We start from the raw sequence: 17,937 nt of genomic DNA, 5'->3' as shown, positions 1-17,937 counted from the left end.
TTTACTTTCGGTCAAAATGCTTGTAAATGCTGTCAAAAGCAAATACAGCTCCTTCTATAATTTCCTCTCCACAATTGTGTTCCTGTTCATATTCTGATAGAAAAGCTAGAAAAGATTTCCAAAAACTTCCTGTTTTTTCTCCATAACCATTGAAATAAGAAACGCCTTTATCCTCAGAAAGTTGTAATACTTTTGAAACATTTTTCAAAATAAATCTTCCGCCAAGTGTCGAACCTTCTACAACATATAAAATTCCTAATGCAAAAGCAGGAGAAATTCCTTCAGTTTGAAAAACCTTTTCTGTATTTGTTTTACTAGAATTTAAAAATAAAAGATCATTCTCTATAAGATGTTTCTTTCTTCTTTGTTCTAAATCATCAATTAAATTAGAAAAAAACGGAAAAATAAGTCCCTCCGTATCGTTATGAACATCGTGCATTAAACTTAGATAATACGTATAATCTTCGACCTTCATTTCTGGCGACATAATCGACATTGAAACTGGAAGTTCTTCTAATTTCTTATGAGAATCAGAAGTTTGCGTTTTTAAATCAGAAAGAAAATTAGAAGCTATTGAAGATGTTGTATTACTACTCATATATTACTTTTTGTATGTTTGCGAGAGTTATTTCAAAACTGCTCTCTCACAAATTTAAAAAAAAATACATAACAGTTTTTAAAATCTTATTTTTAACAAATTTCTATCAATCTTCAATCAAAGAAATTTCAAAAACGGTTTTTTCATTTTCATTTTTATGCGAAATATAACCGCCATGTGCTTCTATGATATTTTTAGATAAAGTCAAACCAATTCCTGCCCCTTCGGTTCTGGTGGTGTAAAAAGGAAGGAAAATTTTGTCTTCAATTTCTTTTTCAACTCCTTTTCCGTTGTCTATAATTCGTATAAAAACGCGGTTATTTTTGGCTTCCGCCGAAATCGAAATTTGCTTTAAGTTTTTGTTTTCTAATGCATTAATTGAGTTTGTCAATAAATTGATTAGCACTTGTTCTGTCTGCTGAGAATCGACATTTACCCAATAGTTTTGAGTAACTAAATTGGTAACTTCAATATTATTTTTCTTGAATAACGGATTCATAATTTGAATACAGTTTTCAATTAAATGCTGTAATTCTACTTTTTCTTTTTTTGTAGAAGGCAACATGGCGAGTTTTCGATAGCCTTCTACAAATTTCTGCAAATGGTCGCTTCGTCTCAACATCGTTTGAACGCTGTGTTTAATGTCTTCTAAATCTTCTGATGAAAGCGAATCTTGCTCAACTAAATCTTCCAAATTTTGACAAATTGAACGAATTGGCGTTATAGAATTCAGCAATTCATGTGAAATCACTTTCATCAAATTAATCCAAGCATCCTTTTCTTTTTTCTCCACAACATTCTGAATCGAATCTAACAAAACGATGAAATAATCCTGCTCAAAAATTTCGGTTCTTGATGCCTGTAAAACAAAAGTTTGTCTGCTTTGTTCATTGATACTGATTTCTATTGAAGTTTTAATTTCATGAAAATCATCTTCTTCAATAATCTCACATAAAGCCGGCAACTGATTTTTAAGATATTTCCATTTCGAAACCTTCGAAACATTAAAATGGCTCGAAAAATAATCATTCATTAAAAAGATGCTCCAATCTGCTTCTTGTTTCTGCAAAATAATGACACCAGATTCTATATTATTTAAAATCGAACGATAAATAATATCTCTCGTAACCTGTTCATTTTGTTTATTTTTAAGTGTTTCATACAAATTGAACAAATCGTTGTACGAACTATTGAATTTATGTTTTGAAAAATCAGAACTGAAATCATTCTGCAAAATCGACGAAATAGTTTTATTGTAAACCAAAACCAGATTTCGAACATAAAAATACATTTCGCGACCAAGCAGAAAAACCATGCAAAGGCCAAATATTCCAGTAAAAAGCAAACCGATTTTAAAAAAGTAAAGCGACAATTCGATTCCGATAACGATAAAAATCAATCGCAGGAAAATGAGTTTATAAGTTTGTAAAGTCTTCAACATAATTAGCCGATATTGATATTAAACTTCTCCAAACGTCTGTAAAGCGCACCTCTTGATAAACCCAATTCTTCGGCAGTTCTACTAATATTATTATTGTTTTTAAGAAGCGCTTTCTCAACCGCAGCTTTTTCAACCGAAGAAAGCTGAACATCATCTGGATTTTCTTCATAAGGCGTTATCGTTTCTAAATCCAAATCAGAAACTGTGATTGTATTGTTTTCGCAAAGAATAACGGCGCGTTCGATCTTATTTTCCATTTCTCGGATATTTCCGTTCCAAGCGTGTTTTTCAATTTGTTCCAAGACTTTTTTATCAAAAGTAATTTCGTCTCTTCCATATTTTTCAATCATTTTATCCAAAAGATATTCAGCAAGCGGAATCTTATCTTCGTGTCTTTCTCTTAACGGAGGCAAAATAATTTCCATCGTATTTATACGATAATACAAGTCTTCACGGAAGCTTTTATCAGCAACTTCTAGTTTTAAATTCAAATTGGTTGCGGTAATAATGCGAACATTTAAAGGTCTTGCTTTTGTTTCTCCTAATCTCGTCACCGTTTTAGTTTGAATAACTTGAAGCAATTTCGATTGCAAATGAAGTGGCACATTTCCTATTTCGTCTAAGAAAATAGTTCCATTTTGCGCCATTTCAAAACGTCCGGCTGTATCAATTTTGGCATCTGTAAAAGCACCTTTGGCATAACCGAACAATTCGCTTTCAAAAATATTCGAATTTAAAGAACCCAAATCAACCGCAACAAAAGGCTGATTTTTCCTTTCTGATTGCGAATGAATATGATGCGCGAGAACAAATTTTCCTGTTCCATTTTCGCCCAAAATCAAAACATTAGCATCCGTTTTTGCCACTTTATCCGCTAGCGAATAGGCCTTTTTTATGATTTCAGAAATACCGACAAAAAATTCCTCTTTTATCTCAACTTCTTTATTTTTCTTCTGTTCTTTTCGCGCTTTATCTACGGCTTGTTTTACCGATTCCAAGAGTTTTTTATTTTCCCAAGGTTTCAAGATATAATCAAAAGCACCTGATTTTAAACCTTCTACAGCAGTTTCTACTTTTCCAAAAGCGGTCATTAAAATGACAACTGTTTTTGGCGAAAGCGTTTTTATTTCTTTCAGCAAATACAAACCTTCTCTCCCATCTTCAAATCCTAATCTGTAATTCATGTCTAATAAAACTACATCAATGGCATTTTTAGACAATAATTCGACAACATTTTTCGGATTATTTAAGGTAAAAATGTTCTCAAAATATTTTTTCAGATAGACTTTCGACGCAAAAAGGATGTCTTCCTGATCGTCGATGATTAAAATAGAAGCGTTGGTCTTTTTCATTATTGTTCGGTTTTGGACAAAAGGTGTTCATTAATGGACAGTTTAGGTTTTTATCGAAAAATAAATCACTAAAAACAAAGCAGTTACAAGGTTTTATTTCTTGGCATGAAAATCACATTAGAACTTGTAAATCATTAATTATTAACGCCTTTCTGAAGCACAAATAACAAAATAAATAGCGATAATTTAAAAATATTTTATCTTAATTTTCAACCTTGTTTCTTGCATTTCCGAAGGCATAAAAATTTTAAAAGAAAATCAATCAAAATTTAAAACGATCCATTATGATTAGCATTACCAAACTTTCAAAAGTATTTAGAACTGAGGAATTAGAAACCAAAGCATTAAGCGAAATTTCGTTAACCATTAACCAAGGCGATTTCGTTTCGATCATGGGACCGTCTGGAAGCGGAAAATCAACTTTACTAAACATTATCGGACTTTTAGACAGCGCTTCGGGCGGAAGTTATGAGCTTCTTGGCCAAGAAATGGTCGGTTTAAAGGAAAAACAAAAATCGCAAGCCAGAAAAGAAAACATCGGATTCATCTTCCAAAACTTCAATTTAATTGATGAATTATCGGTTTTTGATAATATCGAATTGCCTTTAATCTATAATAATGTTCCTTCTGCCGAAAGAAAATCTCGTGTAAATGATATGGCAAAAATCTTGGGAATCGCTCATAGGTTAAAACATTTTCCGCAACAGCTTTCAGGCGGACAGCAGCAGCGTGTGGCCGTAGCGAGAGCTTTAATCAATAATCCGAAAATTATTTTGGCCGATGAGCCAACAGGAAATCTAGACAGTAGAAACGGAAATGAAGTAATGGAATTGCTGACCGATCTTCACGCCAGCGGATCGACAATTTTGATGGTTACACACTCAGATTATGATGCTTCTTTTTCGCAAAAAACCATTTTAATGAAAGATGGTGTAATCCTTTCAGAAAAAGCAAATCATAGAAATGTAGACGTTTTAGTAACTGCTAAAAACTAGTTTATGCTTCAAAATTGGCTTAATATATTTATTTATCAATTAAAGCATAACAAGCTTTTTACGGCTCTCAACATTCTTGGTTTAAGTATCGGAATTGCAGGTTTAATCTTTGCAACGCTCTACTGGAACGATGAATATTCATACGATAAATGGAACCCTGAAAAGGATAAAACTTTTATTGTGATGAACGATGTCGGAAAAGGAAATATTTTTGCGACAAACTCTGCCATCACAGCACCGCTTCTTAAATCCTCTACTCCATATTTAGAAGATTATTGCTATTTCACTGATTATTATTCAAAAGGGGCGATTCAATTCAATGGCAAAACAGAAATTGCAGATAAGATCTTTTCTGCACAAAAAAGTTTCTTTTCTTTTTTTCCGTACGAATTCAAATACGGCAATCCAAATACGGTTCTTCAAGAACCTCAAAGCATTGTATTTTCTGAAGAAACTGCTTTTCGTTTGTTTAAAAATGAAAATCCAGTTGGAAAACAGGTAAAATATGATGACAAAACATTTGTGGTTCGTGGCGTTTACAGAATACCCGGAAAATCGGTTGTCATGCCTAGCGCGGTTACCAACATCATTGAAGAAAGTCTTGAACAAAATAAAGATCATTGGGGCTTCAATTATGGCTTAGTTCTAAAATTGAAGAAAAAAACTGATGCGCCACTAGTAAAAAAAGCTCTGGATGAAATTTTTATAGAAAAAAACTATAAAAGACAGGCAAGAAATGAAGGAATGACGCTAGAATTATTTATTAAAACATACGGCGAACCTTTGAAAACATTAGTAATTCCGTTTGGAAATTCTAGACTTATCAAAGGCAGTTATCCATTTCCAGAGGGAACAGGAAATCTTCAGTTTTTACGAATCTTAATGGGATTATCAATTGTAATCTTATTGCTCTCAATTGTAAATTACATCAATTTAGCTACAGCTAATGCGATAAAACGTGCAAAAGAAGTTGGCGTGAGAAAAATTATTGGCGCAACTAAAAGGCAGATTGTCCTTCAATTTGTGTTTGAAACTGCTTTAACGATGCTATTTGCTTTGTTGCTGGCGCTTGTAATTGTTGAAGTTTCTTTGCCTTTTTACAATCAGCTTTTAAGCAAAGAATTAGTTCTTGCAGGATCTCAGTTTTTCATACAGCTCATTGTAATTTTTATTCTTGTCGTTATTGTGAGCGGTGTTTTTCCTGCCCTTTATATTTCAAATTTTGAAGTTTTGAGCGTTTTAAAAGGAAATTTTTCGCGCAGCAAAAGCGGTATATGGCTTCGAAATGCTATGCTTATATTGCAATTTTCGATCGCGGTTTTCTTTATCATTGGATCACTAATCGTCTATCAGCAGGTTCAATTTATGGTCAAAAAAGACTTGGGTTTTAACGGATCTCAAATAATGAACATCACTTTTAGAGCGCAAAAAGATAAAGAACAATTTGCACGATATGAAAGCTTAAAACAGGAAATAAAGAAAATTCAAGGCGTTGAAGCAGTTTCTGCTGGAGCGTTTGCTATTGGCGAAAATTGGTGTTCTAGAGGCGGTTTGCATTATAAAAACATTCCAGAAGTTATCATTCAGCAATTGGGTTCAGATTTCGGAATGCTGGAAATGTTGGGCGTTAAATTGGTAAAAGGACGCTTTCTTAACGAAAAACTAGCTTCTGACACGATTTCTAATGTTTTGCTAAATGAAGTGGCAGCAAAAAAAATGAACGAAAAAAATCCTTTGGATAAAATAATTGACTGGCAAGGAGGGAAATACAAAGTCGTTGGAGTCGTAAAGGATTTTCATTACTACGGTCTTGATACAGAAATTAGTCCGATGATTTTCTTTCATATCAATACACAAAAATGGACACAAGGTAATATTGAAACGATTTCTGTAAAAGTTTCTTCTAAAGATATGCTGCAAACTATATCAGCACTAAAGGCTTTTTGGTCTAAAAACGTAGATTCAGAATATCCTTTTGAATACAGTTTCCTAGACAAAAACTTTGCTCGAACTTTTAAAAAATACGAAGATCAAAGAAACTTATTTGCTCTATTGAATGTCGTTGTAATTCTAATTGCGGTTTTCGGGTTATTTGCCTTGGCTTCTTTTTCTATGGAAAGAAGATTAAAAGAAATTGCGATCAGAAAAACGCTTGGCGCTGAAACCAATATATTGCTGAAAGAACTGTCTAAACAATATGTAATCTTCTGTATAATTGGTTTCTTAATCGGAATTGTACCTGCTTATTTGCTACTGCAAAAATGGCTCGAAAATTTTCCTTTCCGAATTGACATAACTCTTCTGCCCTTTTTTATTGCTTTTGTTTCATTGCTTTTTCTAACGCTGACAATAGTTTTAGCAAAAGCATATCAAGTGACAAAAGTGGATGTTTTAAAATACTTAAAATACGAGTAAGATGCTAAAAAATTGGATAAACATATTTATATATCAAATCAAGAACAACAAGCTTTTTACAGCATTGAATATTCTTGGTTTGAGTATCGGAATTGCAGGATTAATTTTTGCAATTCTGTATTGGAATGACGAACAAAGCTACGATCAATGGAATCCTAATAAGGAAAACGTTTTTTTAGTAGCCAACCAGATGGATGAAACGACTTATTGGGCTTCTAGTTCTGCTCCAATTGGAGCGGCAATAAAAGAAGCTTCTCCCGAAGTGGAATCTTTCTGTTATGTAAATGGAAATTACGACAACGAAATCATTCGTTATAACGACAAAAAAGTGCAATCTGAAAGTGTGCTTGTGGCGCAAGGAAACTTCTTTGAGTATTTTCCGTATCAATTTATTGAAGGAAGCGCTAAAACAGGTTTGCCAGATGGCAATAGCATTTGCTTATCGCAAGATCTGGCACAACAGCTTTTTGGAAACGAAAGTGCATTTGGCAAGAAAATAATTTTGCAAAATCAAGTTTTAGTTGTTAGAGGCGTGTATAAACTAGATAAGAAATCTATTGCTAATCCTTCCTGTGTGGTAAATTTTATGGATTTACGCATCAAAAATGGTATTCAGCAATGGGGAAATTTTCAGTATATTCTTTTATTAAAACTAAAAAACACTACTGATGCAGATGCAGTCGTAAAAAGTCTCTCTAAGGTTTATTACAATAATATGACACTGCGACGTGCTGAAGCCCAAGGTATGAAACCAGAAGATTTTATTAAAAAGTTTGGAGAAGTAAAACCTCATTTAGAAGCTTTAAAAACCATTCGTCTACATACTAAAACTGGCGGATTGATAGAATCAAACGGGAATTACCAGCTTTTATTGATTCTAATGGGATTATCGATATTAATTCTCACGTTATCAATTGTTAACTATATTAATTCTGCTACGGCAAATGCCGTAAAACGTGCCAAAGAAATAGGTGTTAGAAAAGTCATTGGAGCATCCAAGACCAATATCATCAAGCAGTTTATTTTTGAAACAGCTATTATTGCAATTGCATCCATTTTAATTTCACTGGTAATAGTAGAACTTTCACTGCCTTATTATAATGTCTTTTTAGAAAAAACATTAACATTACAAAGCACTCAGTTTTACCTTCAGCTTATTGCGATATTTATTGTAATAGTCATTGTTGCAGGTATATTTCCAGCGGTTTACGTTTCAAATTTTGAAGTTCTAAAGGTTTTAAGAGGAAACTTTGCACGTAGCAAAAATGGAGTTTGGCTTAGAAATGGAATGCTGATCTTTCAATTTGCTATTGCCTCTTTTTTCATTATCGGCTCATACATTGTACATCAGCAGATTAATTACATGAATTCTAGAGAATTGGGGTTTAATGGAGAGCAGGTTATCAATATTTCGTATCGAAATATCTATGGAGAAAAAGTTTCTGATAAGGACCGAATGAACAAATATGCACAAATAAAAAACGAATTACTTCGCGTTAAAGGAGTTCAGCAAGTTTCAGGTGGCGGTTTTGTTTTGGGGCGTGGTGCAAAATCTGTCATTTCTTATCATTATAAAGATACAAATATAGACGGTAACAACATTCCTGTCGATTTTGGCGTGCTTGAAATGATGCAGATAAAATTGCTAAAAGGACGTTATTTGAATCCGCAATTTGCACAGGATACTATTAGTTCGATGATCATTAATGAAACTGCCTTAAAATTGCTAAATGAAAAAGATCCGATAGGTAAAAAGATCAATTGGGATGGCAAAGAAGCAATTATTGTTGGCGTTGTCAAAGATTTTAATATCGGAAATCCTGGCGAACCAATTCCGCCTATCACTATTTTTCATTTTAAAAGCGTGGGCTGGTTTAGCAATCTTCTCAACAATATTTATGTAAAAGCAGATCCTAAAACAATGCAGGAAACTGTTGCTACTATAGAAAATGTTTGGTCAAAGAAAGTAGATTCAGATTATCCATTTCTATTTGATTTTGTCGATAAAGAATATGCAAAATCATATCAGAATTACGTAAAACAAAAAAACGTTTTCTCCCTCTTGAATATTATCGTAATCGTAATTGCCCTTATTGGGTTATTTGCTCTAGCTTCTTATTCGATAGAAAGACGAATGAAAGAAATTGCAATACGAAAAACACTCGGAGCAGAAACCAATTTACTGCTTAAAGAGCTTTGCAAACAGTACGTTGTATTTAGCGTTATAGGCTTTTTAACGGCTTTATTTCCTGCTTATTTTTTACTTAATAAATGGCTAGAAAATTTTGCCTATAGAATCGGAATTTCTATTTATCCGTTCTTAATCGGCTTTACTATTTTATTAACTCTAACTTTAATAGTAGTCCTTTCTAGAGCGTATCAGGCAACCAAAGTAGACGTTTTAAAATATTTAAAATACGAATAAGATGCTAAAAAACTGGATCAATATATTTATCTATCAAATAAAGAGCAATAAACTATTTACTGCTCTCAATATTCTCGGATTATCAATTGGAATTTCAGGCTTGATTTTCGCGCTCCTTTATTGGAACGACGAACATAGCTATAATGCCTGGAATCCAGAAAAAGACAATGTTTATCAGGTATTAGCGCAATTAAGCGATATGCCTGTAACTGCAAATAATCCTGTGCGTTTAAAGCCTCATTTAGAAAGTGATCCGAATGTAGAAAATGTTGTTTACGCAGACGAATGGTATCAAAAAGACAAAGTGATTTATAATGGGCAAAAGGAATTTGTAGACAAAATCATAAATGCAGAAAAAGATTTCTTTTCTCTTTTTCCCTTTGAATTTATTTATGGAAATGCCAAATCGGCTATAAAAGACGAAAATAGTATTGCCATTTCTGAAAAACTTGCCGAACGCTTTTTTGGGAATAAAAATCCCGTGGGAAAGCAAATCAAATGTTTGGATGCCATGTTTACGATTTCGGCCGTTTATCGCATTCCGGGAAATTCATCGATTGCGCCAAATATCGTGATAAATCATATGAAAGACTTGGCAGATCCTGCTAAAAATCCTGGTCTTTTTGTTCTAAAAGTATTAGTAAAACTAAAAGATCCTTCAAAAGCAGAATCAACTCGAAAAATGCTTGATAAAGTATTTTATGATGAGATTATTGTAAGAACTGCCCAGCAAGCGGGTTTTACACCTGAAGAAATGGTCAAGAAAATGGGAAGTTTTAAGGTTTTAATGGAACCGCTTTCGTCTGCAAGATTGCATTCTGTGACCGATGGTTATCCTGAAGGGAGAGGAAATTATCAGTTTTTAGTCATTATGGCTTGCTTATCGGTTTTAATTCTTATTCTGTCCATTGTAAATTACATCAATCTAGCAACGGCAAATTCGATTAAAAGAGCCAAAGAAGTTGGGGTTCGTAAAGTTTTAGGCGCATCCAAAAAGCAGATTGTTTGGCAATTTATTTTTGAAACTTTTTTGATGACTGCATTTTCGGTTTTATTAGCGTTAATGATTGTAGAAATTGCACTTCCTTTTTATAATTCTTTTTTAGAGAAAAATCTAAGGATAGTCGAAAACCAATTTTATCTTCAATTAATATTCGTTTTTATCATAACCATTGTCTTTGCTGGAATATTTCCTGCATTATATGTTGCTAATTTTGAAACTTTAAAAGTATTAAGAGGCAATTTTTCGCGAAGCAAAAGCGGTGTTTGGGTTAGAAACGGAATGCTGATTCTTCAATTTTCCATTGCTTCATTTTTCATAATTGGTTCTGTAATTGTTTATCAGCAAATAAAATATTTAAACAATAAAGATCTTGGTTTTAAAGGCGATCAGGTTATGGCAATTTCGCTAAATCTGCCGTCTTCGTATTATCAAGGAGAAAATGCTGGAAAGAACATTTTTGAAAGATACAATACGATAAAACAGGAACTTTCAAAAATTAAAGGTGTAGAAAACGTTTCAACTGGTCTTCTTTCTTTTGACGGAGCTGATGATTCTCAATGGCCAATTTGGTATCGAGACGTACTTTTCAAACAAAAAGCAATCGGACTTGATTATGACATGCTAAATCTACTGAATATAAAAGTAATAAAAGGCAGAAATTTGAGCCCAAACATAGCTTCAGACACTATAAATTCGGTTTTAGTGAATGAAAAATCATTGAGTTTAATGCAAATGAAAGATCCGATTGGGAAAGAAATTAAAATTGGAAATCAGAAAATGAGGATTATTGGCGTGGTTAAAGATTTTAACTTGTTAAGTCCAGAAGTTGATGTTCCGCCAATTACTTTTTATCATATAAAATCTCTGGATATGGCCAATGAAATGAATCGAATTTATGTAAAATTAAAAGCAGATCAGATTCAAAGTTCTATTGCTGAAATTGAAAAATTCTGGAAAACAAAAGTTGACACAGAATATCCTTTTCAATACGATTTTGCCGATAAAGAATACGCTAGAACTTATGAGTCTTATGTCAAGCAAAAAAATCTGTTTTCATTGCTAAATATTGTTGTAATACTCATTGCTTTGTTCGGATTATTTGCTTTGGCTTCGTATTCGATTCAGCGCAGAATGAAAGAAATTGCGATTCGAAAAACATTAGGCGCAGACACCAATGTTTTGCTAAAAGAATTATCCAAACAATATGTTTTGTATTGCATAATTGGCTTTCTAATTGCTATTGTTCCTGCTTATATTTTGCTACAAAAATGGCTGAATAATTTTGCTTTTAGAATAGAAATTCCTCTTTTGCCTTTCTTGATTTCTTTTGTTTTTTTATTGGCGCTTACTTTAGTCATCGTTTTAGCGAAAGCGTATCAGGCAACAAAAGCCGATGTTTTAAAATATTTAAAATACGAATAATCAGTTTATGTTTAGTAGAAAAGCTGTGCGAGTTTAAAACCTTGCACAGCTTTTTGTATTTTGATTAAGAGTAAAATCTTTTTAGAATTTCTTTTGCATTCGCCGAAGCTACAATCAATCCGCCGCTCATCATGATAATGTCTTTGAGAACCAAACGGCCACCGACAGAAAGATAAGGGAATCCGAATTCTGGCGTTGGGAAATCACCGCGCAAATTAGGAACATAAACTTCTGGCGTTGTGATTAAAAACGATAAAGTTACAAATGCCATTCCGAACGTTAGAAGTCCGCCCACAAAGCCGATTTTAGGAAACCAAATTCCTAAAAGAACCAGTAAACCTATCGCCACAATAACGAATCCTAATCCGTAAGCGAAAATATAAGTTCTGTTTTCTTCGTGCCATTTGATGTTTTTTTCAACAATTTTACCTTCAAGGTTTTTATGAAGCGTGTAGGCTTTTACCGTTTTTCCTTCTTCATTCACGACTTGTTTGTTAGCATCTTTATAAAAGAAACTCATAAACGGACTATTCGCGACAAGCGGAACAATTCCGTCTGCTTCATATTTAAAGGCTTTTAATCCGCCAATCCAAGCCATTACAATGAAGATGGCAATTCTTAAAAAGTGAATAAAGTTGCTTTGTCCACCAGCTACAAATCTTATTAATTTTTCCATTTTGATTATGTTTTAAATACACACCAAAATTACTTTACAGCTACTTGGATAAAAATGGACTTAAAGGAGTTTTCATGGACTATTTTGCCACGATAGAAATACCGACTTCTTTTCTGAATTCTTTAGGCGAAATGCCAACGCTTTTCTTAAAATAGCGGCTGAAATAAAATTCATCTTCAAAATTAAGATCGTCTGCAATTTCTTTTATGGTTTTCGTAGTTAAATGCAACTGTTTCTTTGCTTCCAAAACAATTCGATCTTGAATAAGCTGCGAAGGCGATTTTCCGAAATGCTTTTTGATTCTTTTACTGAAAGTATTCACACTCAAATTGTATTTTGTGGCATAAAAAGAAACTTCTTTGGCTTCTAGAAAATGTGTGTCTAACAAATGCTGAAACTTCAAAATATCAGCGTTTCCAATAGATTCCTGAATTTGTGGTGACATTTTGAGCTGTTTTTCTTTGCTGCTTAATGCCAAAACAACCTGCAGATACGATTTTAGAATCGAATTATCATAATCGAGTTCAGAGTCTTCTACTCTTTTCATTCTTTCGATAATGCTTGCAATTTCTTCGAAAATAAAATCGGAAACAGCTACGAAAGGTTCGCTGTAAATATCATTGAATAAAATTCCGTTGCAGGCGACTTCTTTTTTATGATATTCAATGCAATAAAAATCTCCGTGAAAACTTAAAATGTTAATGAAAGGCGCTGTAGAACTCTTCCATTGCAATAATTGATATGGCGTTAAAAACAAAAGACATTTTCCTTTGCATTCATAATCGGTCAAATCAACAGAAAAAATTGCTTTTCCATCGAACATCAAAATGTTGTAATAAGGTTCGTTGATTTCTTTTTCAAGAAAAGAAGATTGTTTGAGCTGGATTTTCATAGTACTAAATTACAGATTTGAACTGATTATCTAGATTTATTCAGCTCATTTTTGTCATTTCGACGAAGGAGAAATCTTCGTAAGTAGCTCCGTACAGAATATCGCCAATCTTTGTAGAGTTTCTAACGAAGATTTCTCCTTCGTCGAAATGACAAAATTGGAGGCATTCAGTGCGCAGACCTATGTGTTAGAAACTAGTTTCTTTCAATTTCCTTTTTTTGAAAAAGATAAACTATGTTTCTATGTGTTTAAAAACAAAAAAATGCCCCAGAAAGTTAGCTTTTCTGGGAACATTTCGGGGGTTGAATAATGGATTATATTCAAAGCTGGTTTCGTAACAAAATACTCGAATCAATTTATCGAATAGACCGTTTTTGGGGGCAAACAGAAATCTTCAAAATCTACTCCAGCAAGGTTTAGGCTTTTAAAAAATGTTTTTACTTTATTTTTTGCTTCTGTGTCTGAGCCTGTATAAAATATTTCGTTTCCTTTTGTCCTTTGATTTAGTAATGAAAACACGCTTGGATTAACGATATTAAGAACCTTTATTACATGAGCTTCTGGTAAAAGTGAAGCTATTATTTCGCTCGATGATTTTGAATTTGGTTTAAGACATTCTAAACTAAAAATAGGATTACTGGCATGTATCAATATTTTTTCGGTCATATCTGGTAAATCGGTTAAAAATAGTGCTACATCTTCACGCGGAATAAACAAAATCAGAATAGTGGCATTTGCTGCTTCATTTCTGCTTACTAGTTTTACATTCTCTCCCATTGTTTGGGCGAGATCTTTATATTGGTAATTTTCGCGGGTATTGCTTAACATTACCTGATGTCCTGCCTTGACTGCTCGATCTACAAAATCTATTGTAAAACTACACAAACCAATTACTCCTATTTTCATACGTTTTTGAAACTTTGTCTATAACCTTATAAGGCAAATATAACCTTACAAACCATTGCAGAGCCTGTATTGGTTGTGCCAATAAATCTACAACGGTGTAGATTTAAAACTACAAATCTCCATTTCTAATTTATGTTTGCTAAGTTTGTGTTGTATAAAATTAGTCAGATGTCCAAAATAACAGCTTTTGTTTCTTTTCGCTATTGTTGTTTTTTGCTACTGCTTATCACAACAAAAATAGTCTCCCAAGAAAACTACACGGCGAGATGGTATACTGCTGATAATAACGAACTGAATCAAAATAGCATAAATGCAATCATTCAGGACAAACACCATTTTATCTGGATGACAACCGAAAATGGAATTGTACGTTATGATGGAAATAATTTTATAGTCTTTAATTCGTCAAACACAACTTTAGAACACAACCGTTTTAAAGATATTTTTGGAAGCATTGAAAAAGATAGTCTCACTAGTTTTAATGAAAGCAGAAAAGAATTTGTCTTTATCAAAAATGCAAAAGTTCAGATTCTAAAAAAGGATGCGCCAAAATATAATTTAACACGAAGCGGTAAGCATTTCTTTTTTCACGATGGTCTTCCTTCTAATTATACCATTGATAACCGTGAATCCTTTTTTATTAGGCTGTTCTCAGGCGATATCTATTTTCTTGATACTGAAAAAATAGAATTATGCGATTCTAAAATGAAAAGCATTTCTAAAACTGCTTTTAAAAACGATAATGTCTTTAATTTTTTTGCGATAGATAACACTCTTTTTTATCTGTTGAATAATGGCAATTACCATTGTTTTTCAAAAAACAGCAAATCTTCAGGAAAACTAAACATATTATTGAACGCTAATCATAAGCTTTACTGGAACATCACTACTGGTCAGGTTTTTCTTTGTGTGAAAAATAAAATATACCAACTAAAAAATCAAAATGGTCAGTTAACCGCTGAATTTATTATTGAATACAAAGAACTTCAAAACAGTAATATCATTGCAATATATTACGATCAAAACAATAAAAAACTGTATTTAGGAAGCGGCACAAACGGATTGTGCATTATTTCTTTTCCACCCTTCAAATCCATAACAAAAAACAAAGGAAAAGCAGAAGTTTATTATGCCGCACAAGCATTTAGCGACAGTACAATTATAACTGCTGAAGGCCTGATTTTAAACAATAAAAGGGTTATTGACAGTATTCATTTCCCGAAAAGTGTTTTTTTAGACGAAAAAATAAGCATTGCGCTGGATGGCGAAAAAAACATATGGATTAGCAGAGCCAAGAAAGTGCTATGTTTTCTAAAAAAATCGGGATATAAAGAAAATCTCTCCTACCAATTTGAGCAAAATCCGAAAACAATCTTCAAAGACAATAACAATACGATTTGGGTAAGTTTAGGAGAAGATGTTTTTCATAAACCAAAATTGTATTCTATAAAAAACGGGACAGTAAAACTGGAAAGCATTTTTAAAAACAATATCAATTACATTGCTCAGCAAAATAATATCCTCTATTTAGCTAGCAGCAATGGTTTGTTTGAGTATAATTTAAAGACAAAAAAAATACATTTTGTAAAAAGTACAGATAAAATAAGCATCAGAAGTATTTTTATTGACAGTCAGCAGAAATTATGGCTCACAACATATGAGAAAGGATTTTTTCTGTATTCTAATAACCTTTTATATTCTTTCCCAACAGACGAAGAACATTCTCTTAATTCTGCGCACTGCATCATTGAAGACAAAAATAATTTCTTCTGGATCTCAACCAACAAAGGGCTTTTTCAGGTTTCTAGAAAAGCGCTTATTAAGTATTCTAAAAATAAAAATACGGTGATATATTATCATCAATATAACAAATCGGATGGTTTCTTAATTAGCGAATTCAATGGCGGGTGCCAGCCCTGCGGGAATTTTCTAAAAAGCAATGAGATCGTTTTTCCATCCATGAATGGCATCGTATTTTTTAATCCAGATAAAGTTTCTCCTTTACTTCCTGGCAAGGAGCTTTTTATTGACAAAGTTGTTTTAGACCAAAAAACACTTTTCCTAAAAGACACCATTGTCTTAAAAAACAATTTTCAGAGGGTCAGTTTTTTGATTTCGTATCCATATTATAGCAATTCAAAAAATATGAGCATCGAGGCAAAAATGGACAAAATTGGCACTGATCGCTGGGAACGACTAAAAGCCGATAAATCTATATCTTTTACAACATTGCCTCCCGGAACGTACACCCTTACCTTTAGAAGTTTGTCTGGTTTTGATACCAATTATGCCTACAAAAAAGTAATTCTTGTTGTACCTGCAAAATTTCATCAGACCATCTGGTTTACAATTCTCTGCTGTATTCTTTTTGTTGGTTTTGTTATTTCTCTGTGGTACATCAGATTATATTATCAGAAAATAAAAAGCTTACAGCTTCAAATCGTAATTGCGAAAAAGACAAAAAAATTGGCGTCTACAGTCAAAAAACTTGAAATAACAGAAAACAACTTAAAACAAGAAATTAAACAGCACGAAATGTTGGTAAAAAGCATGAGCCACGATATCAAAAGTCCGCTGAAATTCTTGTCTTCTTCTATAAAACATCTTTTTGAAAACAATACGATACAAGAAGATCCAAAACTTAAACAGCAACTAGGAACCTTGCAGACATCAACATCGCAATTGTATGAATATGTTGAAAATCTTATTACATACTCTTCTATTTTTATTGAAGGAAAAAAACTAGAAGACGAATGTTATTCTTTATATGAATTAATCGAAGAAAGCATTCAGATTTTTGAAAAAATTGCCGAAGCTGAAAATAACACAATTATCAATAATGTGCCGAAAGCTTTATTTGTGAAAACGAACAAAAAAGCACTTTCGATCATTATTCATAATTTGATTGATAATGCTATAAAAAATACCAAAAACGGAAGAATTTCACTGTTATGCACCACTCAGAATAACATTTTAAATTTTAAAATTGTAGATAACGGTAAAGGAATGAGCAAAGAACTTATCGATTATTACCACAATTTTTACAAAACTCCGATTTTAAAAAATTATCATCTCGGACTTCATATGATTATTGAACTTCTTATTCTTATTGAAGGAAACATCAACATTGTAAGCGATATTGATAAAGGAACCACAATTGAAATAATGGTAGAATATAACTAACTCTGAAAAGTTTTATACAAGTTAATGAGTTCTACCAGATTATTGACTTTTAGTTTTTCAAAAACTCTTGCTTTGTAAGTGCTCACAGTAGACATGTGAATATTGAGAATGTTTGATATTTCTAAATTTCCGTTTCCTTGAACTAATAAATCGGTTATTTGAAGTTCTCTTTTTGACAATCCTTCAAACGGATTCAGTTTTCTTTTATTCGATTGATTATCCACCAATTTACTAACCAGTTCAGGCGAAATATAAGTTCCTGTTTCAAAAATTGAAGTAATGGCAAACATAATTTTTTCTTCGCTGCAGAGCTTATCCACATAACCATTCGCTCCGCAAGAAAGATATTTCAATGCATATTGTTCTTCTTCGTGTGCCGAAAAAACTAATATTTTGACATCAGTTTGAATGGCTCTGATATCGGTAATCATATCGGTATTTTTTCCGCCAGGAATATTGATATCCAAAATAACCAAGTCAAAAGGAAGATTTTTTAAAAGTGTAATCGCTTCAAAGAAATTTTCAGCATTCGAAATTGCAACGTCCTCAAATTGTCTTTCAAGAATCATTGCTACGCCATTTCGCACAACTAAATGGTCGTCGACTATTAAAATTTTCTTGGTCATATT

Annotated in this window: 12 protein-coding genes; 5 read left to right on the top strand and 7 right to left on the bottom strand. The window is 32.7% G+C overall.

Annotated elements, in window-relative coordinates:
* Window position 1: 1 nt before the first annotated feature.
* The 3 genes from QLQ96_RS15135 to QLQ96_RS15125 all read right to left on the bottom strand — a co-directional run bounded on the left by QLQ96_RS15135 (window position 2) and on the right by QLQ96_RS15125 (window position 3,391).
* Complete coding sequence (locus tag QLQ96_RS15135) at window positions 2-598, bottom strand: biliverdin-producing heme oxygenase (RefSeq protein WP_482491441.1); 597 nt, start codon at window positions 596-598, stop codon at window positions 2-4.
* 106 nt (window positions 599-704) lie between these two features.
* Window positions 705-2,039: a sensor histidine kinase gene (locus QLQ96_RS15130; RefSeq protein WP_482491440.1), complete on the bottom strand. Its 1,335-nt coding sequence runs from the start codon at window positions 2,037-2,039 to the stop codon at window positions 705-707.
* 2 nt (window positions 2,040-2,041) lie between these two features.
* Complete coding sequence (locus QLQ96_RS15125; protein WP_482491439.1) at window positions 2,042-3,391, bottom strand: sigma-54-dependent transcriptional regulator; 1,350 nt, start codon at window positions 3,389-3,391, stop codon at window positions 2,042-2,044.
* A 284-nt stretch (window positions 3,392-3,675) separates the two neighbouring features.
* Between QLQ96_RS15125 and QLQ96_RS15120 the strand changes: the two genes are divergently transcribed.
* From QLQ96_RS15120 to QLQ96_RS15105, 4 genes are read left to right on the top strand one after another with little or no spacing between them, the layout of a single operon-like run.
* Window positions 3,676-4,386 carry an ABC transporter ATP-binding protein gene (locus QLQ96_RS15120; protein WP_482491438.1) on the top strand — a complete coding sequence of 237 codons (711 nt, stop codon included), beginning with the start codon at window positions 3,676-3,678 and terminating at the stop codon, window positions 4,384-4,386.
* Between the two features lie 3 nt (window positions 4,387-4,389).
* Window positions 4,390-6,801 (top strand): ABC transporter permease, encoded by a 2,412-nt coding sequence (locus QLQ96_RS15115; RefSeq protein ID WP_482491437.1) that lies wholly within the window; start codon window positions 4,390-4,392, stop codon window positions 6,799-6,801.
* A 1-nt stretch (window position 6,802) separates the two neighbouring features.
* Window positions 6,803-9,226, top strand: coding sequence for an ABC transporter permease (locus QLQ96_RS15110; protein ID WP_482491436.1), 2,424 nt, complete (start codon window positions 6,803-6,805; stop codon window positions 9,224-9,226).
* Window position 9,227: 1 nt separating this feature from the next.
* Window positions 9,228-11,651 carry an ABC transporter permease gene (locus QLQ96_RS15105; protein ID WP_482491435.1) on the top strand — a complete coding sequence of 808 codons (2,424 nt, stop codon included), beginning with the start codon at window positions 9,228-9,230 and terminating at the stop codon, window positions 11,649-11,651.
* A 64-nt stretch (window positions 11,652-11,715) separates the two neighbouring features.
* On the opposite strand, the gene QLQ96_RS15100 is transcribed toward QLQ96_RS15105, so the two are convergent.
* The 3 genes from QLQ96_RS15100 to QLQ96_RS15090 all read right to left on the bottom strand — a co-directional run bounded on the left by QLQ96_RS15100 (window position 11,716) and on the right by QLQ96_RS15090 (window position 14,125).
* On the bottom strand, window positions 11,716-12,327 hold the full coding sequence (locus QLQ96_RS15100) for a DUF417 family protein (RefSeq protein WP_482491434.1): 612 nt from the start codon (window positions 12,325-12,327) through the stop codon (window positions 11,716-11,718).
* A gap of 79 nt (window positions 12,328-12,406) precedes the next feature.
* Window positions 12,407-13,219, bottom strand: coding sequence for a helix-turn-helix domain-containing protein (locus QLQ96_RS15095; RefSeq protein WP_482491433.1), 813 nt, complete (start codon window positions 13,217-13,219; stop codon window positions 12,407-12,409).
* 351 nt (window positions 13,220-13,570) lie between these two features.
* On the bottom strand, window positions 13,571-14,125 hold the full coding sequence (locus QLQ96_RS15090) for an NAD(P)-binding domain-containing protein (protein WP_482491432.1): 555 nt from the start codon (window positions 14,123-14,125) through the stop codon (window positions 13,571-13,573).
* 168 nt (window positions 14,126-14,293) lie between these two features.
* Between QLQ96_RS15090 and QLQ96_RS15085 the strand changes: the two genes are divergently transcribed.
* Window positions 14,294-17,308 carry a sensor histidine kinase gene (locus QLQ96_RS15085; protein WP_482491431.1) on the top strand — a complete coding sequence of 1,005 codons (3,015 nt, stop codon included), beginning with the start codon at window positions 14,294-14,296 and terminating at the stop codon, window positions 17,306-17,308.
* Here the strand turns inward: QLQ96_RS15085 and QLQ96_RS15080 are convergent.
* Window positions 17,305-17,934 carry a response regulator gene (locus tag QLQ96_RS15080; RefSeq protein ID WP_482491430.1) on the bottom strand — a complete coding sequence of 210 codons (630 nt, stop codon included), beginning with the start codon at window positions 17,932-17,934 and terminating at the stop codon, window positions 17,305-17,307. The genes QLQ96_RS15085 and QLQ96_RS15080 overlap by 4 nt on opposite strands.
* Between the last annotated feature and the right edge of the window lie 3 nt (window positions 17,935-17,937).

It is taken from the genome of Flavobacterium sp. B167r (genome assembly GCF_056824315.1).
This window is presented reverse-complemented; position numbering and strand designations above follow the sequence as displayed.

Bases quoted from the DNA above. Each gene is read 5' to 3' on its own strand.
- QLQ96_RS15135 (WP_482491441.1), bottom strand. From the start codon at position 598: ATGAGTAGTAATACAACATCTTCAATAGCTTCTAATTTTCTTTCTGAT.
- QLQ96_RS15130 (WP_482491440.1), bottom strand. From the start codon at position 2,039: ATGTTGAAGACTTTACAAACTTATAAACTCATTTTCCTGCGATTGATT.
- QLQ96_RS15125 (WP_482491439.1), bottom strand. From the start codon at position 3,391: ATGAAAAAGACCAACGCTTCTATTTTAATCATCGACGATCAGGAAGAC.
- QLQ96_RS15120 (WP_482491438.1), top strand. From the start codon at position 3,676: ATGATTAGCATTACCAAACTTTCAAAAGTATTTAGAACTGAGGAATTA.
- QLQ96_RS15115 (WP_482491437.1), top strand. From the start codon at position 4,390: ATGCTTCAAAATTGGCTTAATATATTTATTTATCAATTAAAGCATAAC.
- QLQ96_RS15110 (WP_482491436.1), top strand. From the start codon at position 6,803: ATGCTAAAAAATTGGATAAACATATTTATATATCAAATCAAGAACAAC.
- QLQ96_RS15105 (WP_482491435.1), top strand. From the start codon at position 9,228: ATGCTAAAAAACTGGATCAATATATTTATCTATCAAATAAAGAGCAAT.
- QLQ96_RS15100 (WP_482491434.1), bottom strand. From the start codon at position 12,327: ATGGAAAAATTAATAAGATTTGTAGCTGGTGGACAAAGCAACTTTATT.
- QLQ96_RS15095 (WP_482491433.1), bottom strand. From the start codon at position 13,219: ATGAAAATCCAGCTCAAACAATCTTCTTTTCTTGAAAAAGAAATCAAC.
- QLQ96_RS15090 (WP_482491432.1), bottom strand. From the start codon at position 14,125: ATGAAAATAGGAGTAATTGGTTTGTGTAGTTTTACAATAGATTTTGTA.
- QLQ96_RS15085 (WP_482491431.1), top strand. From the start codon at position 14,294: ATGTCCAAAATAACAGCTTTTGTTTCTTTTCGCTATTGTTGTTTTTTG.
- QLQ96_RS15080 (WP_482491430.1), bottom strand. From the start codon at position 17,934: ATGACCAAGAAAATTTTAATAGTCGACGACCATTTAGTTGTGCGAAAT.